This window comes from Streptomyces sp. NPDC051104 (genome assembly GCF_040682835.1).
In the GTDB taxonomy this organism is placed as follows: domain Bacteria; phylum Actinomycetota; class Actinomycetes; order Streptomycetales; family Streptomycetaceae; genus Streptomyces; species Streptomyces cynarae.
Window position 1 is genome coordinate 188,997 of record NZ_JBFBBS010000009.1, and the last position, 15,840, is coordinate 204,836.

The following is a 15,840-nucleotide window of genomic DNA, read 5'->3' on the forward strand; positions in this document are numbered from 1 at the left end:
CCAGGGCAGTACTTCCTTGTGGTCATCCCCGTCCATGATGTGAACCCGGTGCGCCGTACGCCCTATGTGACGTACGCGCTGATCGCGGCCAATGTCGCCGTCTTCCTGTTCACCCCCGGCCTGGCGGGCTCCGTGGCAGGGCAGAGCGACCTGTCCCAGTTCTGCCACCTCCAGGCGTTCCTGGACCACTACGCCGCGGTGCCGCGCGAGTTGATCCACGACCAGCTGCCGCGGCTCGTGCCCACGGGCGCGGTCCAGGTCGGCCCGCACGGGCCCGGCTGTGTGGTGGCCCCGCCGGGCTACGACAAGTCGCCGCCGGCGTCGGTGTTCACCGCGATGTTCCTGCACGGCAGCTGGCTGCATCTGCTCGGCAACATGCTCTTCCTGCTGATCTTCGGCAACAACGTCGAGGACCGCCTGGGACACATCCGCTTCGCGCTGTTCTACGTCGCGTGCGGGTACGCGGCGGGGTACGGCTACGCGTACCTCAACGCGAGCTCGAGCGACCCGCTGATCGGCGCGTCGGGCGCCATCGCGGGCGTGCTCGGCGCGTACCTGGTGCTCTATCCCAGGGTGCGGGTGTGGATCCTCGTGCCGTTCCTGCTGTTCCTGCCGCTGCGGCTGCCCGCGTGGATCGTGCTCGGCTTCTGGTTCGTGCTGCAGGCGGTCTACTCGTCCGGGAACGGTGTCTCCTCGGCCGGGACCGTGGCCTACGCGGCCCATGTGGTCGGCTTCATCGCGGGCATGATCCTGGCTCTCCCCCTGCGCAAGGGCACCCCGCCGCCACCCGAACCGCGCGGCCTGCTGTGGGGCAGGCAGGCCCGCCACACCTGGTGACGACGGCGGGGCCGCGCCGCGAGGCGTTTCGCCCGCGCACTCCACGGAACCCGATACGTCCGACAGGCATGTCATCGGGAGGCATGATGGGCGACCCACGCGAACGTGAACGCAAGCGGCAGTCGCCGCTCGAGCGGGAGACCGGGGAGCCGGACGTCCACCCCGAGGAGCAGGGGCGGTCGAAGCCCGACACGTCCGGTGGCCCCCCGACCAAGGCCACCGACGCACGGAAGGAAACCGATGAGGGTTCCGATTGAGCCGCGGTCGTCACGGCCGCCCGTCCGACTGGAGGAGGTCTGATGTCCGACCGGCGGACGGAGCACGCCGCCCCGGCCCCGGGCATGCGCAGCGGCGCCGGAGACACGGACGACGCGGGAGCACGCGGCTGGCCCGAGCGCACGGAGACCACCGAGTCCGAAGAGGACCAGGCCGCTGGTGCGACCTCGTTCGAAGACACCGCGGACGCCCGTCACGCTGCCGACGAGGACACCTCCGCGGAGGCGTTCACCACGCGGGACGAGGACGACCGCGGCCGTCTCGCACCGGAGTTCCAGGAGCCCGAAGGGGCCGGGGAGGAGTCCTCCGGCGACTGAGGGAGCCCGCGCCGCTGCCGCCCTGTGCGGCGCCCTCGGCGCGGGTCATCGATCGTTCGCCCGCCCAGGTCAGCGGGCCGTCTGCGTGTGGACGTACTGCACGAGCCGGGTCAGCGCGTCCGGGTCGGTGGTCGGCATGACCCCGTGGCCGAGGTTGAAGACGTGGCCCTCCAGGTCCGCGGCCGCGTCGAGGACCTCGCGGGTCTTGGCCTCGACGGCCTCGGTGGTGGCGAACAGGACCGTCGGGTCGAGGTTGCCCTGCAGCGCCTTGCCGGGGCCGACCCGGCGGGCGGCCTCGTCCAGCGGGACCCGCCAGTCGACGCCGACCACGTCCGCACCGGCCTCGCCCATGAGCTTCAGCAGCTCGCCGGTGCCGACGCCGAAGTGGATGCGCGGGACGCCGTACCCGGCGACGGCCTCGAAGACCTTCGCCGAGGCGGGCAGCGCCGAACTGCGGTAGTCGGCGGGTGCCAGCGCGCCGGCCCAGGAGTCGAACAGCTGCACCGCCGAGGCGCCCGCCTCGATCTGCACCTTCAGGAAGGCGGTGGTGATGTCCGCGAGGCGGTCCAGCAGGTCGGCCCACAGCTCCGGGTCGCCGTACATCATCGCCTTGGCGTTCTCGTACGTGCGGGACGGGCCGCCCTCGACGAGATAGCTGGCGAGGGTGAACGGTGCGCCCGCGAAGCCGATCAGCGGGGTGCCGCCCAGCTCGCGGGTGAGCAGGCCGATCGCCTCGGTGACGTAGGAGACGTCCTCGGGGGTCAGGTCGCGCAGCCGGGCGAGGTCGGCGCGGGTGCGGATCGGCTGCTCGACGACCGGGCCGACGCCGGGCTTGATGTCGAGGTCGAGACCGATGGCCTTCAGCGGTACGACGATGTCGCTGTAGTAGATCGCCGCGTCCACGTTGTGCCGGCGCACCGGCTGCAGCGTGATCTCCGCGACCAGCTCGGGCCGCATGCAGGACTCGAGCATGGGGATGCCCTCGCGCACCTTGCGGTACTCGGGCAGCGAGCGCCCGGCCTGCCGCATGAACCACACCGGCGTGTGCGGCACGGGCTCGCGTCGGCACGCCCTGAGAAAGGCGGAGTCGTACGTCGCTGTCGGCTGGCCCGCGGCGGGGCGGTCATTGACACTCACGCAAAAAGTCTCGCACGCCACCGGAGCGATTCGGCCTCGGGGCGGGAGCGCCCTCGGAGGGGCGCGGGGCTGTGTCCGCGCGCGGCTGAGCCGCGTCGGCGCGCCACATTCCCAAGGACCGGCCGCCCTACGACAGGAACCAGCCACGACCAACCCGCGCACGGCAGCCGAACCCCCGGCGGCAACGGGTGTCTCTCCAAGCGGACGCGCTTTCTTCCCCTTAATCTTCCCCGCATGGCTGCGGCTCAGGAACGACTGACGGACGGCGACGGCGGAATGGACGACGCGGAGGGGGAGGGCGATGCGATGGACACGGCTCCTCTGCCCTTCCGCGCCGCGGTCGACGCCCTGAAGGCCGCACGCCTGCGGCCGGAGATCGAGATCGAGCCGTCGCGCCCGCCGCAGCGGCTCGCCCCCCACACGTACGCGCTGGAGGCCGCCGTGGTCGCCGACGAGGAGGACCTCGCCGACGGGCGCCTCGTCCTGCTGCACGACCCGGCCGGACACGAGGCCTGGCAGGGCACCTTCCGCCTGGTGACGCTGGTGCGCGCGGAACTGGAGCCGGAGATGGCGGCGGACCCGCTGCTGCCCGACGTGTGCTGGTCCTGGCTGACCGGCGCGCTCCAGGCCCGCGGGCTGGCGTACGGCGAGCCGAGCGGGACGGTTACGCGCGCGAGCTCGCACTACTTCGGCGGTCTCGCCACCCGTCCGGCCGCCTCCCAGATCGAGATCCGGGCCTCGTGGACGCCCCGGGAGGGCATCGGAGACGTCCCGGACACCGCGGCGCACCTGGCCTCCTGGTGCGACCTGCTGTGCCAGGTGGCGGGCCTGCCCCCGGCGGGGCCGGGCGATGCCTCGGTGGTGACGCTGCCGCAGCGTCGCGGGCCGCAGCCCCGCTGACCCCGGCGCGCCCACCGGCGCTGTCAATGTCGCCTTGACCTTCCTTGCCATCTCTTTGTCGATACGGCCACTTTCGGCCTCGTATTGACCATGGACCGAACCGAGTCGATCCCCAGATGATCGCTCGTGCGTCCGAATTGCACGGATTGTTACTCACCAAATCGTGATCATTCTCTAAAGGAGCACGAGTTTGGTGCCGAAGACGACTGTGACCTTCAAAGCACGGTTCGTCCCGGCCGCTTCCCCGAGCCGGCCCCGTCCCCGCACCCATCCAGGAGGCCTGGTGTCCGTTCTCCTCGAGCAGCCCGCAAGCCTGGTCGCCTACCGCCCCAACAAGCCGACCGCCATGGTCGTCGTGGCCGACCCGCGCGTTCGTTCCACCGTCACCCGCCATCTCTGGGCGCTCGGAGTGCGCGACGTCATCGAGGCGTCGTCCATCGCAGAGGCCCGTCCTCGTATCGGCAACCCGCGCGACATCTGCGTCGCCGACGTCCACCTCCCCGACGGCTCCGGTCTGACCCTCCTGTCGGAGACCCGGGCCGCGGGCTGGCCCAACGGTCTGGCCCTGTCCGCCGCCGACGACATCGGCGCGGTCCGCAACGCCCTCGCGGGCGGAGTCAAGGGCTATGTCGTCACCGGCACCCGCACCAACATCGGGCTCCCCACCCGGCCCGGTGCCGCCCCCATCGGCGCCGCCGCCGCGCGCCTGCACCGCCGCCCCCCGGGTGCCCCGAGCCACCCGGGCGGCTACCGCGAGCTGTCCGGCCGCGAGGTGGAGGTGCTGCGTCTGGTCGCTGAAGGGCAGTCGAACAAGGCGATCGGCGTCTCGATGGGCCTGTCCGCACTCACCGTGAAGAGCCACCTGGCCCGCATCGCCCGCAAGCTCGGCACCGGCGACCGTGCCGGGATGGTGGCGGTGGCCCTGCGGACCGGCATCATCCACTGACCCCTCCCCCTGACCACCAGCCCCCTGACTCCCTGACTTCCCACCCCTCCTCCGCCCCCCGGTCCGCGTCCGCACCGAGCCGCCGCCGAGCCGCGTCCTGGGAACTGGAGGCGCGCCCGGGACACCCGCCGTCCCGCGCCGCACAACCGGCACCGCGCCGTCGTGCGGACACGAACGACCCATATGACACATGACTGATTTACGACCCCCCATCGCCCGTCGACGGAACGTTCCGTCGACGGGCGTAGTCGACACACAGATACCCTTGACAGGTGACCGACGCCCAAGAGACCGCAGCAGACAGCCCACTGCGAACCACCGGAGGCGCCCCTCCGGACGACGTCGAAACGGCGCCGATCCCGTTGCTCGAGCCGCGAGACGGCATTCCGCCCGTGATCGTCGACGAGGCCTCCCTCGCCGAGGTGATCGCCGCCTTCGCCGCCGGCACCGGCCCCGTCGCGGTCGATGCCGAGCGCGCGTCCGGCTACCGGTACGGCCAGCGCGCCTACCTCGTGCAGCTGCGCCGCGAGGGCGCCGGCACCGCGCTGATCGACCCGGTGACCTGCCCTGACCTGTCGGCCCTGGGCGAGGCGATCTCCGACGCCGAGTGGGTACTGCACGCCGCCACCCAGGACCTGCCCTGCCTGCGCGAGATAGGCATGGTGCCCACCCGCCTGTTCGACACCGAGCTGGCCGGACGCCTCGCCGGGTTCCCGCGGGTGGGACTCGGCGCCATGGTGGAGAGCGTCCTCAGCTTCATCCTGGAGAAGGGCCACTCCGCCGTCGACTGGTCGACGCGGCCCCTGCCCGAGCCCTGGCTGCGCTATGCCGCCCTCGACGTCGAACTGCTCGTGGACCTGCGGGACGCCCTGGAGAAGGAACTCGAGCGGCAGGGGAAGCTGGAGTGGGCCCGTCAGGAGTTCGACGCGATCGCCTCCGCGCCGCCGCCCGAGCCGCGCAAGGACCCCTGGCGCCGTACGTCCGGAATGCACAAGGTGCGCCGCCGCCGGCAGATGGCGGCCGTCCGGGAGCTGTGGCAGACCCGGGACCGGATCGCGCAGCGCCGGGACGTCTCGCCGGGCAAGGTGCTCGGGGACGCCGCGATCGTCGAGGCGGCCCTCGCCCTGCCGCCGAACGCGCATGCCCTGGCCGCGCTGAACGGCTTCGGGCACCGCATGGGGCGGCGGCAGCTGGAGCAGTGGCAGGCCGCGATCGATCGCGCCAAGGCGCTGCCGGAGGCGGAGCTGCCGCATCCGGGGCAGCCGGTGACGGGTCCGCCGCCGCCGCGGGCCTGGGCCGACAAGGATCCGGTGGCGGCCGCCCGGCTGTCCGCTGCGCGGGCCGCGGTGTCGGCCTTGGCCGAGCAGCTCACCATGCCCCAGGAGAATCTGATCTCCCCGGACACCGTGCGGCGCCTGTGCTGGGAGCCGCCGAAGCCGGTGGACGCGGAGTCCGTGGCCTCCGCGCTGGCCGGGTGCGGGGCGAGGGCTTGGCAAGTTGAGCAGGTCACCCCGGTGCTGGTGAAGGCGCTGTCCGTGACGGGCGCCTAGTCGCCGTAGCGGCTTTGTCGTACGGCGGGTGGGGGGCGTCTTCGGTGGGGGGCGTCTTCGGTGGGGGGCGCCCGCGCGGCGGAGCCGCATGGCGACCCCCCAGCCGGTGCCGACGCGGCGCAGCCGCATGTTGACACGGCGGCGTCCCGTGTCATGCCGCGCAGCCGCATGTGGACACGCGGGGTCCCATGTCGACGCCCGCATCACGCATGCTGACACAGGGGAGCCGCATGGCGACACTGCGCAGCTGATGATGAGGCGCCGCGGAGTACGGGCGGATCGCCAAGACCGAGCACCTGCTGCGCGTGGTCGACCCGGTTGACGACACCTACCGGCGGCAGATGAACCGGCAGCTCACCGAGCAGGAATCCCGCCACAAGCTCGCCCGGGACGTGTGCCACGGCAAGCGCGCACCATCCACCAGGCGTACCGGGACGGGATGGAAGACCAACTCGGTGCACTCGGCTTGGTCCTCAATGCCATCGTGCTTTGGACGACCCGGTACATCGACGCGGCCGTCGCCCAACTTCGCGCCGAGGGCCACGAGATCCGGGAGGAGGACATCGCCCGGCTCTCCCCGCTCAAGCTCCGCAACCTGAACCTGCTCGGGCGCTACAGCTTCAGCGCCAGCGTCCCGGCCGCTGGCGCCCTGCGCCCTCTGCGCGACCCGGATACGCCCGAGCTCGACGAGGACGAGGACGACGCGGACTGAAGTGCGCCCTCCTCCCTCCGGCTGCAGCGCGATGATGTCCGGCCCGCGAGGAGGATCGGACCGGATCTCGGTAGCGGACTGAGGGCTGAATTCGGTGCAGGCGTCCTTGCGTTCGCCTACAGTAACGGCGGTTTTGCCGGAAGGGACTACGGCGGTGCCGCACTGTCCTGTGAAGCCGTGGCGAGCTGCTGGTGCTCTCGCGCTTTTGGCAGTCAGGACGGCTGGACTTGGTCGAAGAGGGCGAGGGCTTCGACGGGGTCTGGGCTCACCAGGCGTTCCAGACCGGCCGTCGTGATCTTCGCCCACCTGCCGGCCCGTGCCCACATCTGTTCCTCGAAGGCGCGGACGGCCTCGTCCAGATCTCCATGACCGGTGGCGATGGACTCGGCGAGCTCGGCGCCCTCCAGCATCGCGAGATTCGCGCCCGCCCCCAGCGGGGGCATCAGATGGGCGGCGTCGCCCAGGAGCGTCACCCCGGAGACGTGGGTCCAGGTGTGGGAAACGGGCAGGACATAGAGGGGGCGGTGGACGAAAGCGGGGCCGTGGCGGAGGAGGTCGAGGACGGGAGCGGCCCAGCTGTCGAACAGAGCCAGCAGCCCCGATCGCATGGCCTCGACGTCGGCTAGGTCCAGGTTCGTGTGCCAGTCCAGCGGCGCGCGGAACTGGGCGTACACCTTGACGTGGCCGCCGCTGTTGCGCCGGGCGACGAGAGATCGGTTCACGCCGTACACAGCCACGGAACCGTCGCCGATCAACCGGGCGAGGTCAGGGTAGCGGGTGTCGACGTCGTCCAGGGAGGTCTCGACCGTGGTGACGCCGGTGTAGTGCGGTGTCACCGACGAGACTGCCGAGCGGGTCCGGGACCAAGCGCCGTCCGCGCCGACTACGAGGTCGAACGTCTCCTGTCGCCCGTCCGCGAAATGGACCAGTACGCCATCCCGAGTCCCGGGCGCCACCTGCATGACACTGCGGCCCCACTGGACGTCGAGAGGGCCGAGCAGCAGGTCACGGAGTTGCCCGCGGTCGATCTCGGGATTGGCCCGGTCATCTGGATGTGGTCGCCAGTCGCGCAGGACGGTCCCGTCCGTGTCCAGGATGCGCATGGCCTGCCCCTCGGGGCGAGACAGCGCCTGGAACTCCGCCAGCAGCCCCGCCTTGTCCAGCGCGAGCTGGCCCAGCCCTTCGCGCAGGTCCAGCGTGCCGCCCGGGGGGCGGGCATCGGGAGCGGGATCGCGTTCGAGGACGGCGACGGGGTGGCCATGGCGGTGCAGGACACGGGCGAAGGTAAGGCCGCCAGGACCGCCCCCGACCACTGCGATGCGTTGTCTCATGCCGATACACTGTATGGACTCGCTACGATGCATCGCAACAGTACGATGCCCCCATGACTGTGTGGGACCGACCGGAGCCGCCGACTCGCCCCGTGCCGCTCGACCGGGAGCGGATCGTGGCCGCCGCCATCGCGCTGGCCGACGAAGGTGGGTTGGAGGCGGTGTCGTTGCGCAAGGTCGCCGGTCGGCTGAATGCCGGCCCCATGCGGCTGTACGGATACATCTCCAGCAAGGAGGAGCTGTTCGACCTCATGGTGGACGAGGTCTACGCCGAGATTCTTCCCGAGGAGCAGCCCGGTGACTGGCGGGAGGCGCTGCGCATCCTCGCCCACCGCACCAGGCAGGCAGCTCTCCGCCACGAATGGCTGGCCGACCTGCTCGGCCGCCGCCCGGCCCTGGGCCCGAACGGCCTCGCCGTGACCGAGGCCACGCTGGCCGCCCTCGACGGCCTCACCGACATTGACACCGTCATGCGAGCCGTGGAGACGGTCAGCGCCTACTTCACCGGCGCGATCAGGCGCGAGATCACGAACCTGCGGGCCGAGCGCGCCACGGGCCTGTCCAAGCACGACTGGCAGCGCGCCCACGGTCCGCATGTGACAAGAATGCTGGCCACGGGCCGCTTCCCGGCACTGGCCAAGGCCGTCTATGACGGCACGGACGTGGACGCCGAAACATCCTTCGCGACCGGCCTGGACTGGGTCCTCGACGCCGTGGCCGCCAAGCTCACCCGGCCGTCGGCGTGACGCTCAACTCCTGCCGAATGTGAGCGAGGCCGGGGTCGGCGTCCACGGGCCGCACGGGCTCGCCGCCGCCACCCATGCTCTGGGCAGCACCACTCAAGGCGTTGTCACTGCGCCTGACACGGGATGACGGCACTCGGTGTCAGCAAACGATCGTTTGACGACAGGCAGTCGACGCGTCCAATGAACCCACGCAATCCGGGGGTTCGCAGCGGCTCGAATCCAATCAGATCCGATGGTGATTGCTGACAGGGTCTGACGACAGATAGGGTCCGATCCTCCGTACGGAAAGGGTCCCTGGGTGGCGAACCTGGTCTACAAGCGGGTTTCGACCGACCAGCAGTCGACCGCCCGGCAGAACCTCGTCCTGGACGAGGCCGGGATCGAGGACCCGGTCGTCTTCGAGGAGGACCCGGGCACCTCCAGTCGCCTCCACCCCCTGCAGCGTCCGAAGTTCCGCGAACTGCTCACGTACGCGCGGCCGGGCGACACCGTCCACATCTCCGAGATGTTCCGCGGCGTACGCGGCACCGGCCACATCCTCGACGTGCTCGACGTCCTCCACCACGACCAGGTGGCGCTGCGCATCCACGACGGCGCGTTCTCCGCGATGGACCTCACCGCCCGCCACCCGCGCACCGGCGAGCTGCTGTCCACCGTGAAGTTCATGGTGCAGACCCTCGCCGCCGCCGGCGAACTCCAGCGCGAGCTGACCTACGACGGACTGCGCGCCGCCAAGGCCAAGGGCAGCAAAGGTGGGCGCCGCCCCGCCGTGGTGGCCGCGAAGACCGACACCGTCCGCACCGCGAACCTGGAGGGCCGCTCGATCGCCGCCCTCGCCCGCGAACACGGTGTCAGCCGCGGCGCGATCCGCACGGCCGTCGCCGACTCCTGCCCGACCACACCGCCATTGAGCAGGAGGATGCCCCCGCCCCGGAGCTGCCGGTCACCCTCGATATGCCGGGCAAGGTCGCGGACTTCCTCCGCGCGGCCGACCTGGAGCCCGTCGAGCGGGCCGCGCTCGACCAAGGGGTAACCGTACGGCGCGGTCAGGGCTACACCCTTCGTGTCACGGCCGTGCCAGCGCTCCACCGGCAACTCGTTGCCCGCTGCCAGCCGCTCGACGGCGGCCGGGGCGTCCCTGCAGTCCCGGCCCAGCGCAAGGCCCGGCGCGAGTACGAGAACCGCGTCACCGGCCTCGGAGCCCCGGCCTGACCATGATCACCGGGTCAGCGTTAACCGCTGTACCGATGTACCGAGGCCGGACACGGCGCAGCCGCATGCCTCGACGGCGCAGCCGCATGCCTCCACGGCGCGGTCGCATGCCTCCACGGCGCGGTCGCATGCCCCACGGCGGGGTGGCGTGCCGACGCGCCCCCCGCCCCCGCCCCCCTTGCGGGCATGGCCCTTCGCGGGGATGCGGCCTGCCGCCTCCCGTTCCGAGCCCTTGCCGACCCCGCGGGGGCTCCACGGTCCGCCGAAGGTGTGACCTTCACCGCTTGGGCGTGCGGGACTGGGCAGCTTGGTTACCCACAAGTAGCATGGTGCTGAGCGCGCGCTCAGCGTGTCGCAGCAGTGCCATCCCGCACCCTGGAGGAGAGCCATCGTGCCTCGTACCGTCAGGGACGTCGTCTTCGTCGACGGCGTCCGCACCCCGTTCGGCAAGGCGGGCCCGAAGGGCATCTACCACGAGACCCGCGCCGACGACCTCGTCGTGAAGGCGATCCGGGAGCTGCTGCGCCGCAACCCGGGTCTCGACCCGAAGAAGATCGACGAGGTCGCCATCGCCGCGACCACGCAGATCGGTGACCAGGGCCTGACCCTCGGCCGCACCGCGGGCATCCTCGCCGGACTCCCGCAGTCGGTCCCCGGCTACTCCATCGACCGTATGTGCGCGGGTGCGATGACGGCCGTGACGACCACGGCCGGCTCGATCGCGTTCGGCGCGTACGACGCCGTCATCGCGGGCGGTGTCGAGCACATGGGCCGCCACCCGATGGGCGAGGGCGTCGACCCGAACCCGCGGTTCGTGAGCGAGAAGCTGGTCGACGAGTCCGCGCTGTTCATGGGCATGACCGCCGAGAACCTCCACGACCGCTACCCGCACATCACCAAGCTGCGCGCCGACGAATACGCCGTGCGCTCCCAGGAGAAGGCCGCGAAGGCGTACGCCAACGGCAAGATCCAGCAGGACCTGGTGCCGATCTCCGTGCGCCGCACGAACCCCGAGGGCGGCGAGACCGGCTGGGGCCTGGTCACCGCCGACGAGCCGATGCGCCCGGGCACCACGCTGGAGAACCTGGCGGGCCTGAAGACGCCGTTCCGCGTCCACGGCCGGGTCACCGCGGGCAACGCGGCCGGTCTGAACGACGGTGCCACCGCCTCGATCATCGCGAGCGAGGACTTCGCCCGCGAGAACGGCCTGCCGGTCAAGATGCGTCTGGTCTCGTACGCCTTCGCGGGCGTCGAGCCGGAGGTCATGGGCTACGGCCCGATCCCGGCCACGGAGAAGGCCCTCGCCAAGGCGGGCCTGTCCGTCTCCGACATCGGCCTGTTCGAGATCAACGAGGCCTTCGCCGTCCAGGTCCTGGCCTTCCTCGACCACTACGGCATCGCGGACGACGACGAGCGCGTCAACCAGTACGGCGGCGCCATCGCCTTCGGCCACCCGCTGGCCTCCTCCGGCGTCCGGCTGATGACGCAGCTCGCCCGCCAGTTCGAGGAGCAGCCGCAGGTCCGCTACGGCCTCACCACCATGTGCGTCGGCTTCGGCATGGGCGCGACGGTCATCTGGGAGAACCCGCACTTCGACGGAGGCGACAAGTGAGCACCACCGCTGAGCTGTTGAAGGGCGCGGCCGAGCTGTTCCCGGACGAGGTCGTCACGCAGGCGCACGTGCGCCACTTCGACCTGCCGTTCGGTGTGGGCCGGTTCGCCCTGATCACCCTCGACAACGGTCACGACCACACCAAGCCGACCACCTTCGGCCCGGCCTCGCTCGCGAACCTCAACACCGCGATCGACCAGGTCGAGAAGGAGGCCGCGGACGGCGAGATCGTCGGCGTCGGCATCACCGGCAAGCCGTTCATCTTCGCGGTCGGCGCCGACCTCAAGGGTGTCGAGCTGCTGAAGCGGCACGAGGACGCGCTGGCCATCGGCAAGGGCGGCCACGAGGTCTTCAAGCGCCTGTCCAAGCTGGCCGTCCCGACGTTCGCCTACTACAACGGCGCGGCGATGGGCGGCGGCGTCGAGGTCGGCCTGCACTGCACCTACCGCACGGTGTCCGCGGCCCTCCCGGCGTTCTCCCTCCCCGAGGTCTTCCTGGGCCTCGTCCCCGGCTGGGGCGGCTGCACGCTGCTGCCGAACCTGATCGGCGCCGACAAGGCCGTCTCGGTCATCATCGAGAACAGCCTCAACCAGAACAAGCAGCTCAAGGGCAAGCAGGTCTACGAGCTCGGGATCGCCGACGCCGTCTTCGAGGGCGCCGACTTCCTGGAGCAGTCGCTGATCTGGACGGCGGCCGTCCTCAAGGGCGAGATCGTCATCGAGCGCCCGGTCATCGATCGCGGCGAGGCCTGGGACCAGGCCGTCGCCAAGGGCCGCTTCATCGCGGACGGCAAGGTGCACGGCGCGGCCCCGGCCGCCTACCGCACCCTCGACATCATCGCCGCCGCGAAGAACGGCGACCTGCAGCAGGGCTACGACGCCGAGGACCAGGCCCTCGCGGACCTGATCATGGGCGGCGAACTGCGCGCCGGCATCTACGCGTTCAACCTCGTCCAGAAGCGCGGCAAGCGCCCGGCGGGCGCCCCCGACAAGAGCCTGGCGCGCCCGGTCACCAAGGTCGGTGTCGTCGGCGCCGGTCTGATGGCGTCGCAGCTCGCCCTGCTCTTCCTGCGCCGCCTCGAGGTCCCGGTCGTCCTCACGGACATCGACCAGGAGCGCATCGACAAGGGCGTGGGCTACGTCCACGCTGAGATCGACAAGCTGCTCGGCAAGGGCCGGATCAACCAGGACAAGGCCAACCGCCTCAAGGCGCTGGTCTCCGGCGTCCTGGACAAGGCCGAGGGCTTCTCGGACGCCGACTTCGTCATCGAGGCCGTGTTCGAGGAGATGGGCGTCAAGCAGCAGGTGTTCGCTGAGGTCGAGGCGGTCGCGCCCGAGCACGCGATCCTGGCGACCAACACCTCCTCCCTCTCCGTGTCGGAGATGGCGTCGAAGCTGAAGCACCCGGAGCGGGTCGTCGGCTTCCACTTCTTCAACCCGGTGGCGGTGCTGCCGCTGCTGGAGATCGTCCGCGGCGAGAAGACGGACGACGCCTCGCTGGCGACCGCCTTCGCGGTGGCCAAGAAGCTGAAGAAGACGGCGGTTCTGGTCAAGGACGCCCCGGCGTTCGTCGTGAACCGCATCCTGACCCGCTTCATGGGCGAGATCCAGAACGTCATCGACGAGGGCACCCCGGTCGAGGTTGCGGAGAAGGCGGTGGAGCCGCTGGGTCTGCCGATGTCCCCGCTGGTCCTGCTGGAGCTGGTCGGCCCGGCGATCGGCCTGCACGTCTCCGAGACCCTGAACAAGGCGTTCCCGGACCGCTTCACGGTCTCCCCGAACCTCAAGGCGGTCGTCGAGGCGGGCAAGCGCGGCTTCTACGTCTACGACAGCGGCAAGCCCGAGCTGGACCCGGAGGTCGCCGCGCTGCTGAAGCAGGGCGACACGGTCCTGACGGAGGAGCAGGTCCGCGCCCGCGTCCTGGACGCGGTGGCGCAGGAGATCGGCCTGATGCTGGACGAGGGCGTCGTCGCCGAGGCCCAGGACATCGACCTGTGCCTGATCACGGGCGCCGGCTGGCCCTTCCACCTGGGCGGCATCACGCCGTACCTGGACCGCGAGGGCGTCGCGGAGCGGGTGAACGGCAAGACGTTCCTCGAGCCGGGCGTGGCGTCGGTTCCGGCGTAACGGCCGCAGCACGGTGAAAGGGCCTCCGCGCAAGGCGGAGGCCCTTTCTCGTTGTGTGCGCAAGGCCGGTGGCGTCGGGGCCGGTCGGAGCCGCCGTCCCGGCGCCCGGCAGCCAGGAGCCGTTCAACGGGGACCGTTGGCACTCCCCCGATATCAATGAGGCGTCCCTGGCGCGGGCCGGACGTGGGACGCTGGAGGCATGAGTGTCCCGCTCCTGGTGATCGTCGATGGCGCGAACGTCGTCGGGTCGGTGCCCGACGGCTGGTGGCGGGACCGGCGGGGCGCCGCCGACCGGCTGCGGGACCGTCTCGTGCCGTTCGCCGCCGACGGGCTGCCCGGCTTTCCCGGGCCGCTGGAGGTGGTGCTGGTCGTGGAGGGTGCGGCGCGCGGCGTGGAGGCCGTGCCCGGCATCCGGGTGGACGCGGCCCCCGGCAGCGGGGACGACCGTATCGTCGAACTGGTCGCCGAGGCCGGGGACCGCCCGGTCCTGGTCGTCACGGCGGACCGGGAGCTACGGCGACGGGTGACGGATCTCGGCGCGGAGGTGACGGGCCCGCGTACGGTGCGCTGAATCCCCGCGCGGAACACCGCGGTCACCGCGTGCCGCCTCCGGACGGCCCGCTCACCCCGTCCGCCGCGGACTCCTCGGCACGGCCCACACGGCTGTGCGAACGGCCGTAGAGGAAGTACACGACGAACCCGAGGACCAGCCAGATCGCGAACCGCAGCCAGGTCTCGGCGGGCAGGTTCAGCATCAGCCACAGCGAGGCGCACACCGACAGGATCGGCACCACCGGGACGAACGGGGTGCGGAAGGCGCGTGGCAGGTCGGGACGGGTGCGGCGGAGGATGACCACGCCGATCGCGACGACGATGAACGCGAACAGCGTGCCGATGTTCACCAGTTCGGCCAGTTCGCTGAGGCTGGTGAAGCCCGCGACGACGGCGATGACCACGCCGAGCAGGATGGTCGGCCGGTGCGGGGTCTTGAAGCGCGGGTGGACGCGGGAGAAGAAGCGTGGCAGCAGCCCGTCGCGGCTCATCGCGAAGAAGACCCGGGTCTGGCCGAGCAGCAGGATCAGACAGACGGTGGTCAGGCCCACGGCGGCACCGAAGCTGATCACACCCGCGAACCAGGGGTGCCCGATGGCCTTGAACGCGTCGGCGAGCGGGGCGTCCACGGACAGTTTGCTGTAGTGCTCCATGCCGGTGACGACGATCGCGACCGCCACGTACAGCGCGGTGCAGATGAGCAGGGAGCCGAGGATGCCGCGCGGCATGTCGCGCTGCGGGTTGCGGGTCTCCTCGGCGGTGGTCGCCACGATGTCGAAGCCGATGAAGGCGAAGAAGACGACGGACGCGGCGGTGAAGATGCCCATCACGCCGAAGTTGGACGGTGCCCAGCCGACCATCAGCTGGATGAGCGGCGCCTTGAGGCTGCCGCCCGCCGGCACCGCCTGCGGCTCGGGCACGAACGGCTTGTAGTTGGCGCTGTTGACGAAGAAGGCGCCCCCGATGATCACGATCAGCACCACGGTCACCTTGACGGCGACGACGATCTGGGTGACCCGGGCCGACAGTTTCATCCCGAGGACGAGGATCGCGGTGAGGAGGAGGACGAGCGCGGCGGCGAGGATGTCGAAGCCGAATCCGTGCGCCCCCTCCCGCCCGCCGAGATAGGCGGGCAGGTGCCAGCCCACGTTGTCCATCAGGGAGCGGAAGTACCCGGACCAGCCGACGGCGACCACCGCCGTGCCGAGCGCGAACTCCAGGACCAGGTCCCAGCCGATGATCCAGGCGGGCAGCTCGCCCAGTGTGGCGTAGGAGAACGTGTACGCGGATCCGGCGACCGGCACCGTGGAGGCGAACTCCGCGTAGCAGAGCGCGGCGAGCGCGCAGACGATGCCGGCCACGACGAAGGACAGGGAGACGGCGGGGCCCGCGTTCTGCCTGGCGACCTTGCCGGTGAGCACGAAGATGCCGGTGCCGATGATGACCCCGACGCCGAACACGGTCAGGTCGAGGGCGGACAGGGTCTTTCTGAGCGCGTGCTCCGGCTCCTCGGTGTCCTGGATCGACTGCTCGACGTTCTTCGTCCGGAAGAGGGTGCTCCTCATGGCGTACCTCCCGCGCGCTCG

The 15,840-nt window shown here is 71.0% G+C and carries 14 protein-coding genes and 1 pseudogene; 12 read left to right on the forward strand and 3 right to left on the reverse strand.

Annotated elements, in window-relative coordinates; translation table 11 throughout:
- Nucleotides 1-18 precede the first annotated feature (18 nt).
- Both AB0N14_RS16525 and AB0N14_RS16530 read left to right on the forward strand, forming a co-directional pair.
- Nucleotides 19-837 carry a rhomboid family intramembrane serine protease gene (locus tag AB0N14_RS16525; protein ID WP_366026345.1) on the forward strand — a complete coding sequence of 273 codons (819 nt, stop codon included), beginning with the start codon at nt 19-21 and terminating at the stop codon, nt 835-837.
- Between the two features lie 299 nt (nt 838-1,136).
- Nucleotides 1,137-1,430, forward strand: a complete 294-nt coding sequence (locus tag AB0N14_RS16530; protein ID WP_366026346.1) for a hypothetical protein — start codon at nt 1,137-1,139, stop codon at nt 1,428-1,430.
- 69 nt (nt 1,431-1,499) lie between these two features.
- On the opposite strand, the gene hemE is transcribed toward AB0N14_RS16530, so the two are convergent.
- The gene (hemE, locus tag AB0N14_RS16535; protein WP_366026347.1) at nt 1,500-2,567 is read right to left on the reverse strand and encodes a uroporphyrinogen decarboxylase; all 1,068 of its coding nucleotides are present in this window, start codon (nt 2,565-2,567) and stop codon (nt 1,500-1,502) included.
- Between the two features lie 234 nt (nt 2,568-2,801).
- On the opposite strand from hemE, the gene AB0N14_RS16540 reads away from it, so the two are divergent.
- From AB0N14_RS16540 to AB0N14_RS16555, 4 genes and pseudogenes are all read left to right on the forward strand, one after another.
- Nucleotides 2,802-3,467 carry a DUF3000 domain-containing protein gene (locus AB0N14_RS16540; RefSeq protein WP_366026348.1) on the forward strand — a complete coding sequence of 222 codons (666 nt, stop codon included), beginning with the start codon at nt 2,802-2,804 and terminating at the stop codon, nt 3,465-3,467.
- Between the two features lie 283 nt (nt 3,468-3,750).
- Nucleotides 3,751-4,413 carry a response regulator transcription factor gene (locus AB0N14_RS16545; RefSeq protein WP_043444816.1) on the forward strand — a complete coding sequence of 221 codons (663 nt, stop codon included), beginning with the start codon at nt 3,751-3,753 and terminating at the stop codon, nt 4,411-4,413.
- Nucleotides 4,414-4,685: 272 nt separating this feature from the next.
- Nucleotides 4,686-5,963, forward strand: a complete 1,278-nt coding sequence (locus AB0N14_RS16550) for a ribonuclease D (protein WP_366026349.1) — start codon at nt 4,686-4,688, stop codon at nt 5,961-5,963.
- A gap of 257 nt (nt 5,964-6,220) precedes the next feature.
- Nucleotides 6,221-6,675 (forward strand): annotated as a pseudogene (locus AB0N14_RS16555) (Tn3 family transposase); the annotation flags it as partial.
- Between the two features lie 212 nt (nt 6,676-6,887).
- Here AB0N14_RS16555 and AB0N14_RS16560 read toward each other — a convergent pair.
- Nucleotides 6,888-8,006 carry an NAD(P)/FAD-dependent oxidoreductase gene (locus AB0N14_RS16560; RefSeq protein ID WP_366026350.1) on the reverse strand — a complete coding sequence of 373 codons (1,119 nt, stop codon included), beginning with the start codon at nt 8,004-8,006 and terminating at the stop codon, nt 6,888-6,890.
- A gap of 53 nt (nt 8,007-8,059) precedes the next feature.
- Between AB0N14_RS16560 and AB0N14_RS16565 the strand changes: the two genes are divergently transcribed.
- The 6 genes from AB0N14_RS16565 (at nt 8,060) to AB0N14_RS16590 (ending at nt 14,273) form a co-directional block, all read left to right on the forward strand.
- The gene (locus AB0N14_RS16565) at nt 8,060-8,752 is read left to right on the forward strand and encodes a TetR/AcrR family transcriptional regulator C-terminal domain-containing protein (protein ID WP_366026351.1); all 693 of its coding nucleotides are present in this window, start codon (nt 8,060-8,062) and stop codon (nt 8,750-8,752) included.
- 298 nt (nt 8,753-9,050) lie between these two features.
- The gene (locus tag AB0N14_RS16570) at nt 9,051-9,785 is read left to right on the forward strand and encodes a recombinase family protein (RefSeq protein ID WP_366026352.1); all 735 of its coding nucleotides are present in this window, start codon (nt 9,051-9,053) and stop codon (nt 9,783-9,785) included.
- Between the two features lie 41 nt (nt 9,786-9,826).
- Nucleotides 9,827-9,964: a hypothetical protein gene (locus tag AB0N14_RS16575; protein WP_366026353.1), complete on the forward strand. Its 138-nt coding sequence runs from the start codon at nt 9,827-9,829 to the stop codon at nt 9,962-9,964.
- Nucleotides 9,965-10,355: 391 nt separating this feature from the next.
- Nucleotides 10,356-11,576, forward strand: coding sequence for an acetyl-CoA C-acyltransferase (locus AB0N14_RS16580; protein ID WP_366026354.1), 1,221 nt, complete (start codon nt 10,356-10,358; stop codon nt 11,574-11,576).
- Nucleotides 11,573-13,702 carry a 3-hydroxyacyl-CoA dehydrogenase NAD-binding domain-containing protein gene (locus tag AB0N14_RS16585; RefSeq protein ID WP_366026355.1) on the forward strand — a complete coding sequence of 710 codons (2,130 nt, stop codon included), beginning with the start codon at nt 11,573-11,575 and terminating at the stop codon, nt 13,700-13,702. The genes AB0N14_RS16580 and AB0N14_RS16585 overlap by 4 nt, the downstream gene beginning before the upstream one ends.
- Before the next feature lie 199 nt (nt 13,703-13,901).
- Nucleotides 13,902-14,273, forward strand: coding sequence for an NTP pyrophosphohydrolase (locus AB0N14_RS16590; protein WP_366026356.1), 372 nt, complete (start codon nt 13,902-13,904; stop codon nt 14,271-14,273).
- A 22-nt stretch (nt 14,274-14,295) separates the two neighbouring features.
- Here the strand turns inward: AB0N14_RS16590 and AB0N14_RS16595 are convergent, their stop codons facing one another.
- Nucleotides 14,296-15,819, reverse strand: coding sequence for an amino acid permease (locus AB0N14_RS16595; RefSeq protein WP_366026357.1), 1,524 nt, complete (start codon nt 15,817-15,819; stop codon nt 14,296-14,298).
- Nucleotides 15,820-15,840 lie beyond the last annotated feature (21 nt).

Coding starts and splice junctions, on each gene's coding strand:
- AB0N14_RS16560 (WP_366026350.1), bottom strand. CDS start 8,006: ATGAGACAACGCATCGCAGTGGTCGGGGGCGGTCCTGGCGGCCTTACC.
- AB0N14_RS16595 (WP_366026357.1), bottom strand. CDS start 15,819: ATGAGGAGCACCCTCTTCCGGACGAAGAACGTCGAGCAGTCGATCCAG.
- AB0N14_RS16540 (WP_366026348.1), top strand. CDS start 2,802: ATGGCTGCGGCTCAGGAACGACTGACGGACGGCGACGGCGGAATGGAC.
- AB0N14_RS16565 (WP_366026351.1), top strand. CDS start 8,060: ATGACTGTGTGGGACCGACCGGAGCCGCCGACTCGCCCCGTGCCGCTC.
- AB0N14_RS16530 (WP_366026346.1), top strand. CDS start 1,137: ATGTCCGACCGGCGGACGGAGCACGCCGCCCCGGCCCCGGGCATGCGC.
- AB0N14_RS16590 (WP_366026356.1), top strand. CDS start 13,902: ATGAGTGTCCCGCTCCTGGTGATCGTCGATGGCGCGAACGTCGTCGGG.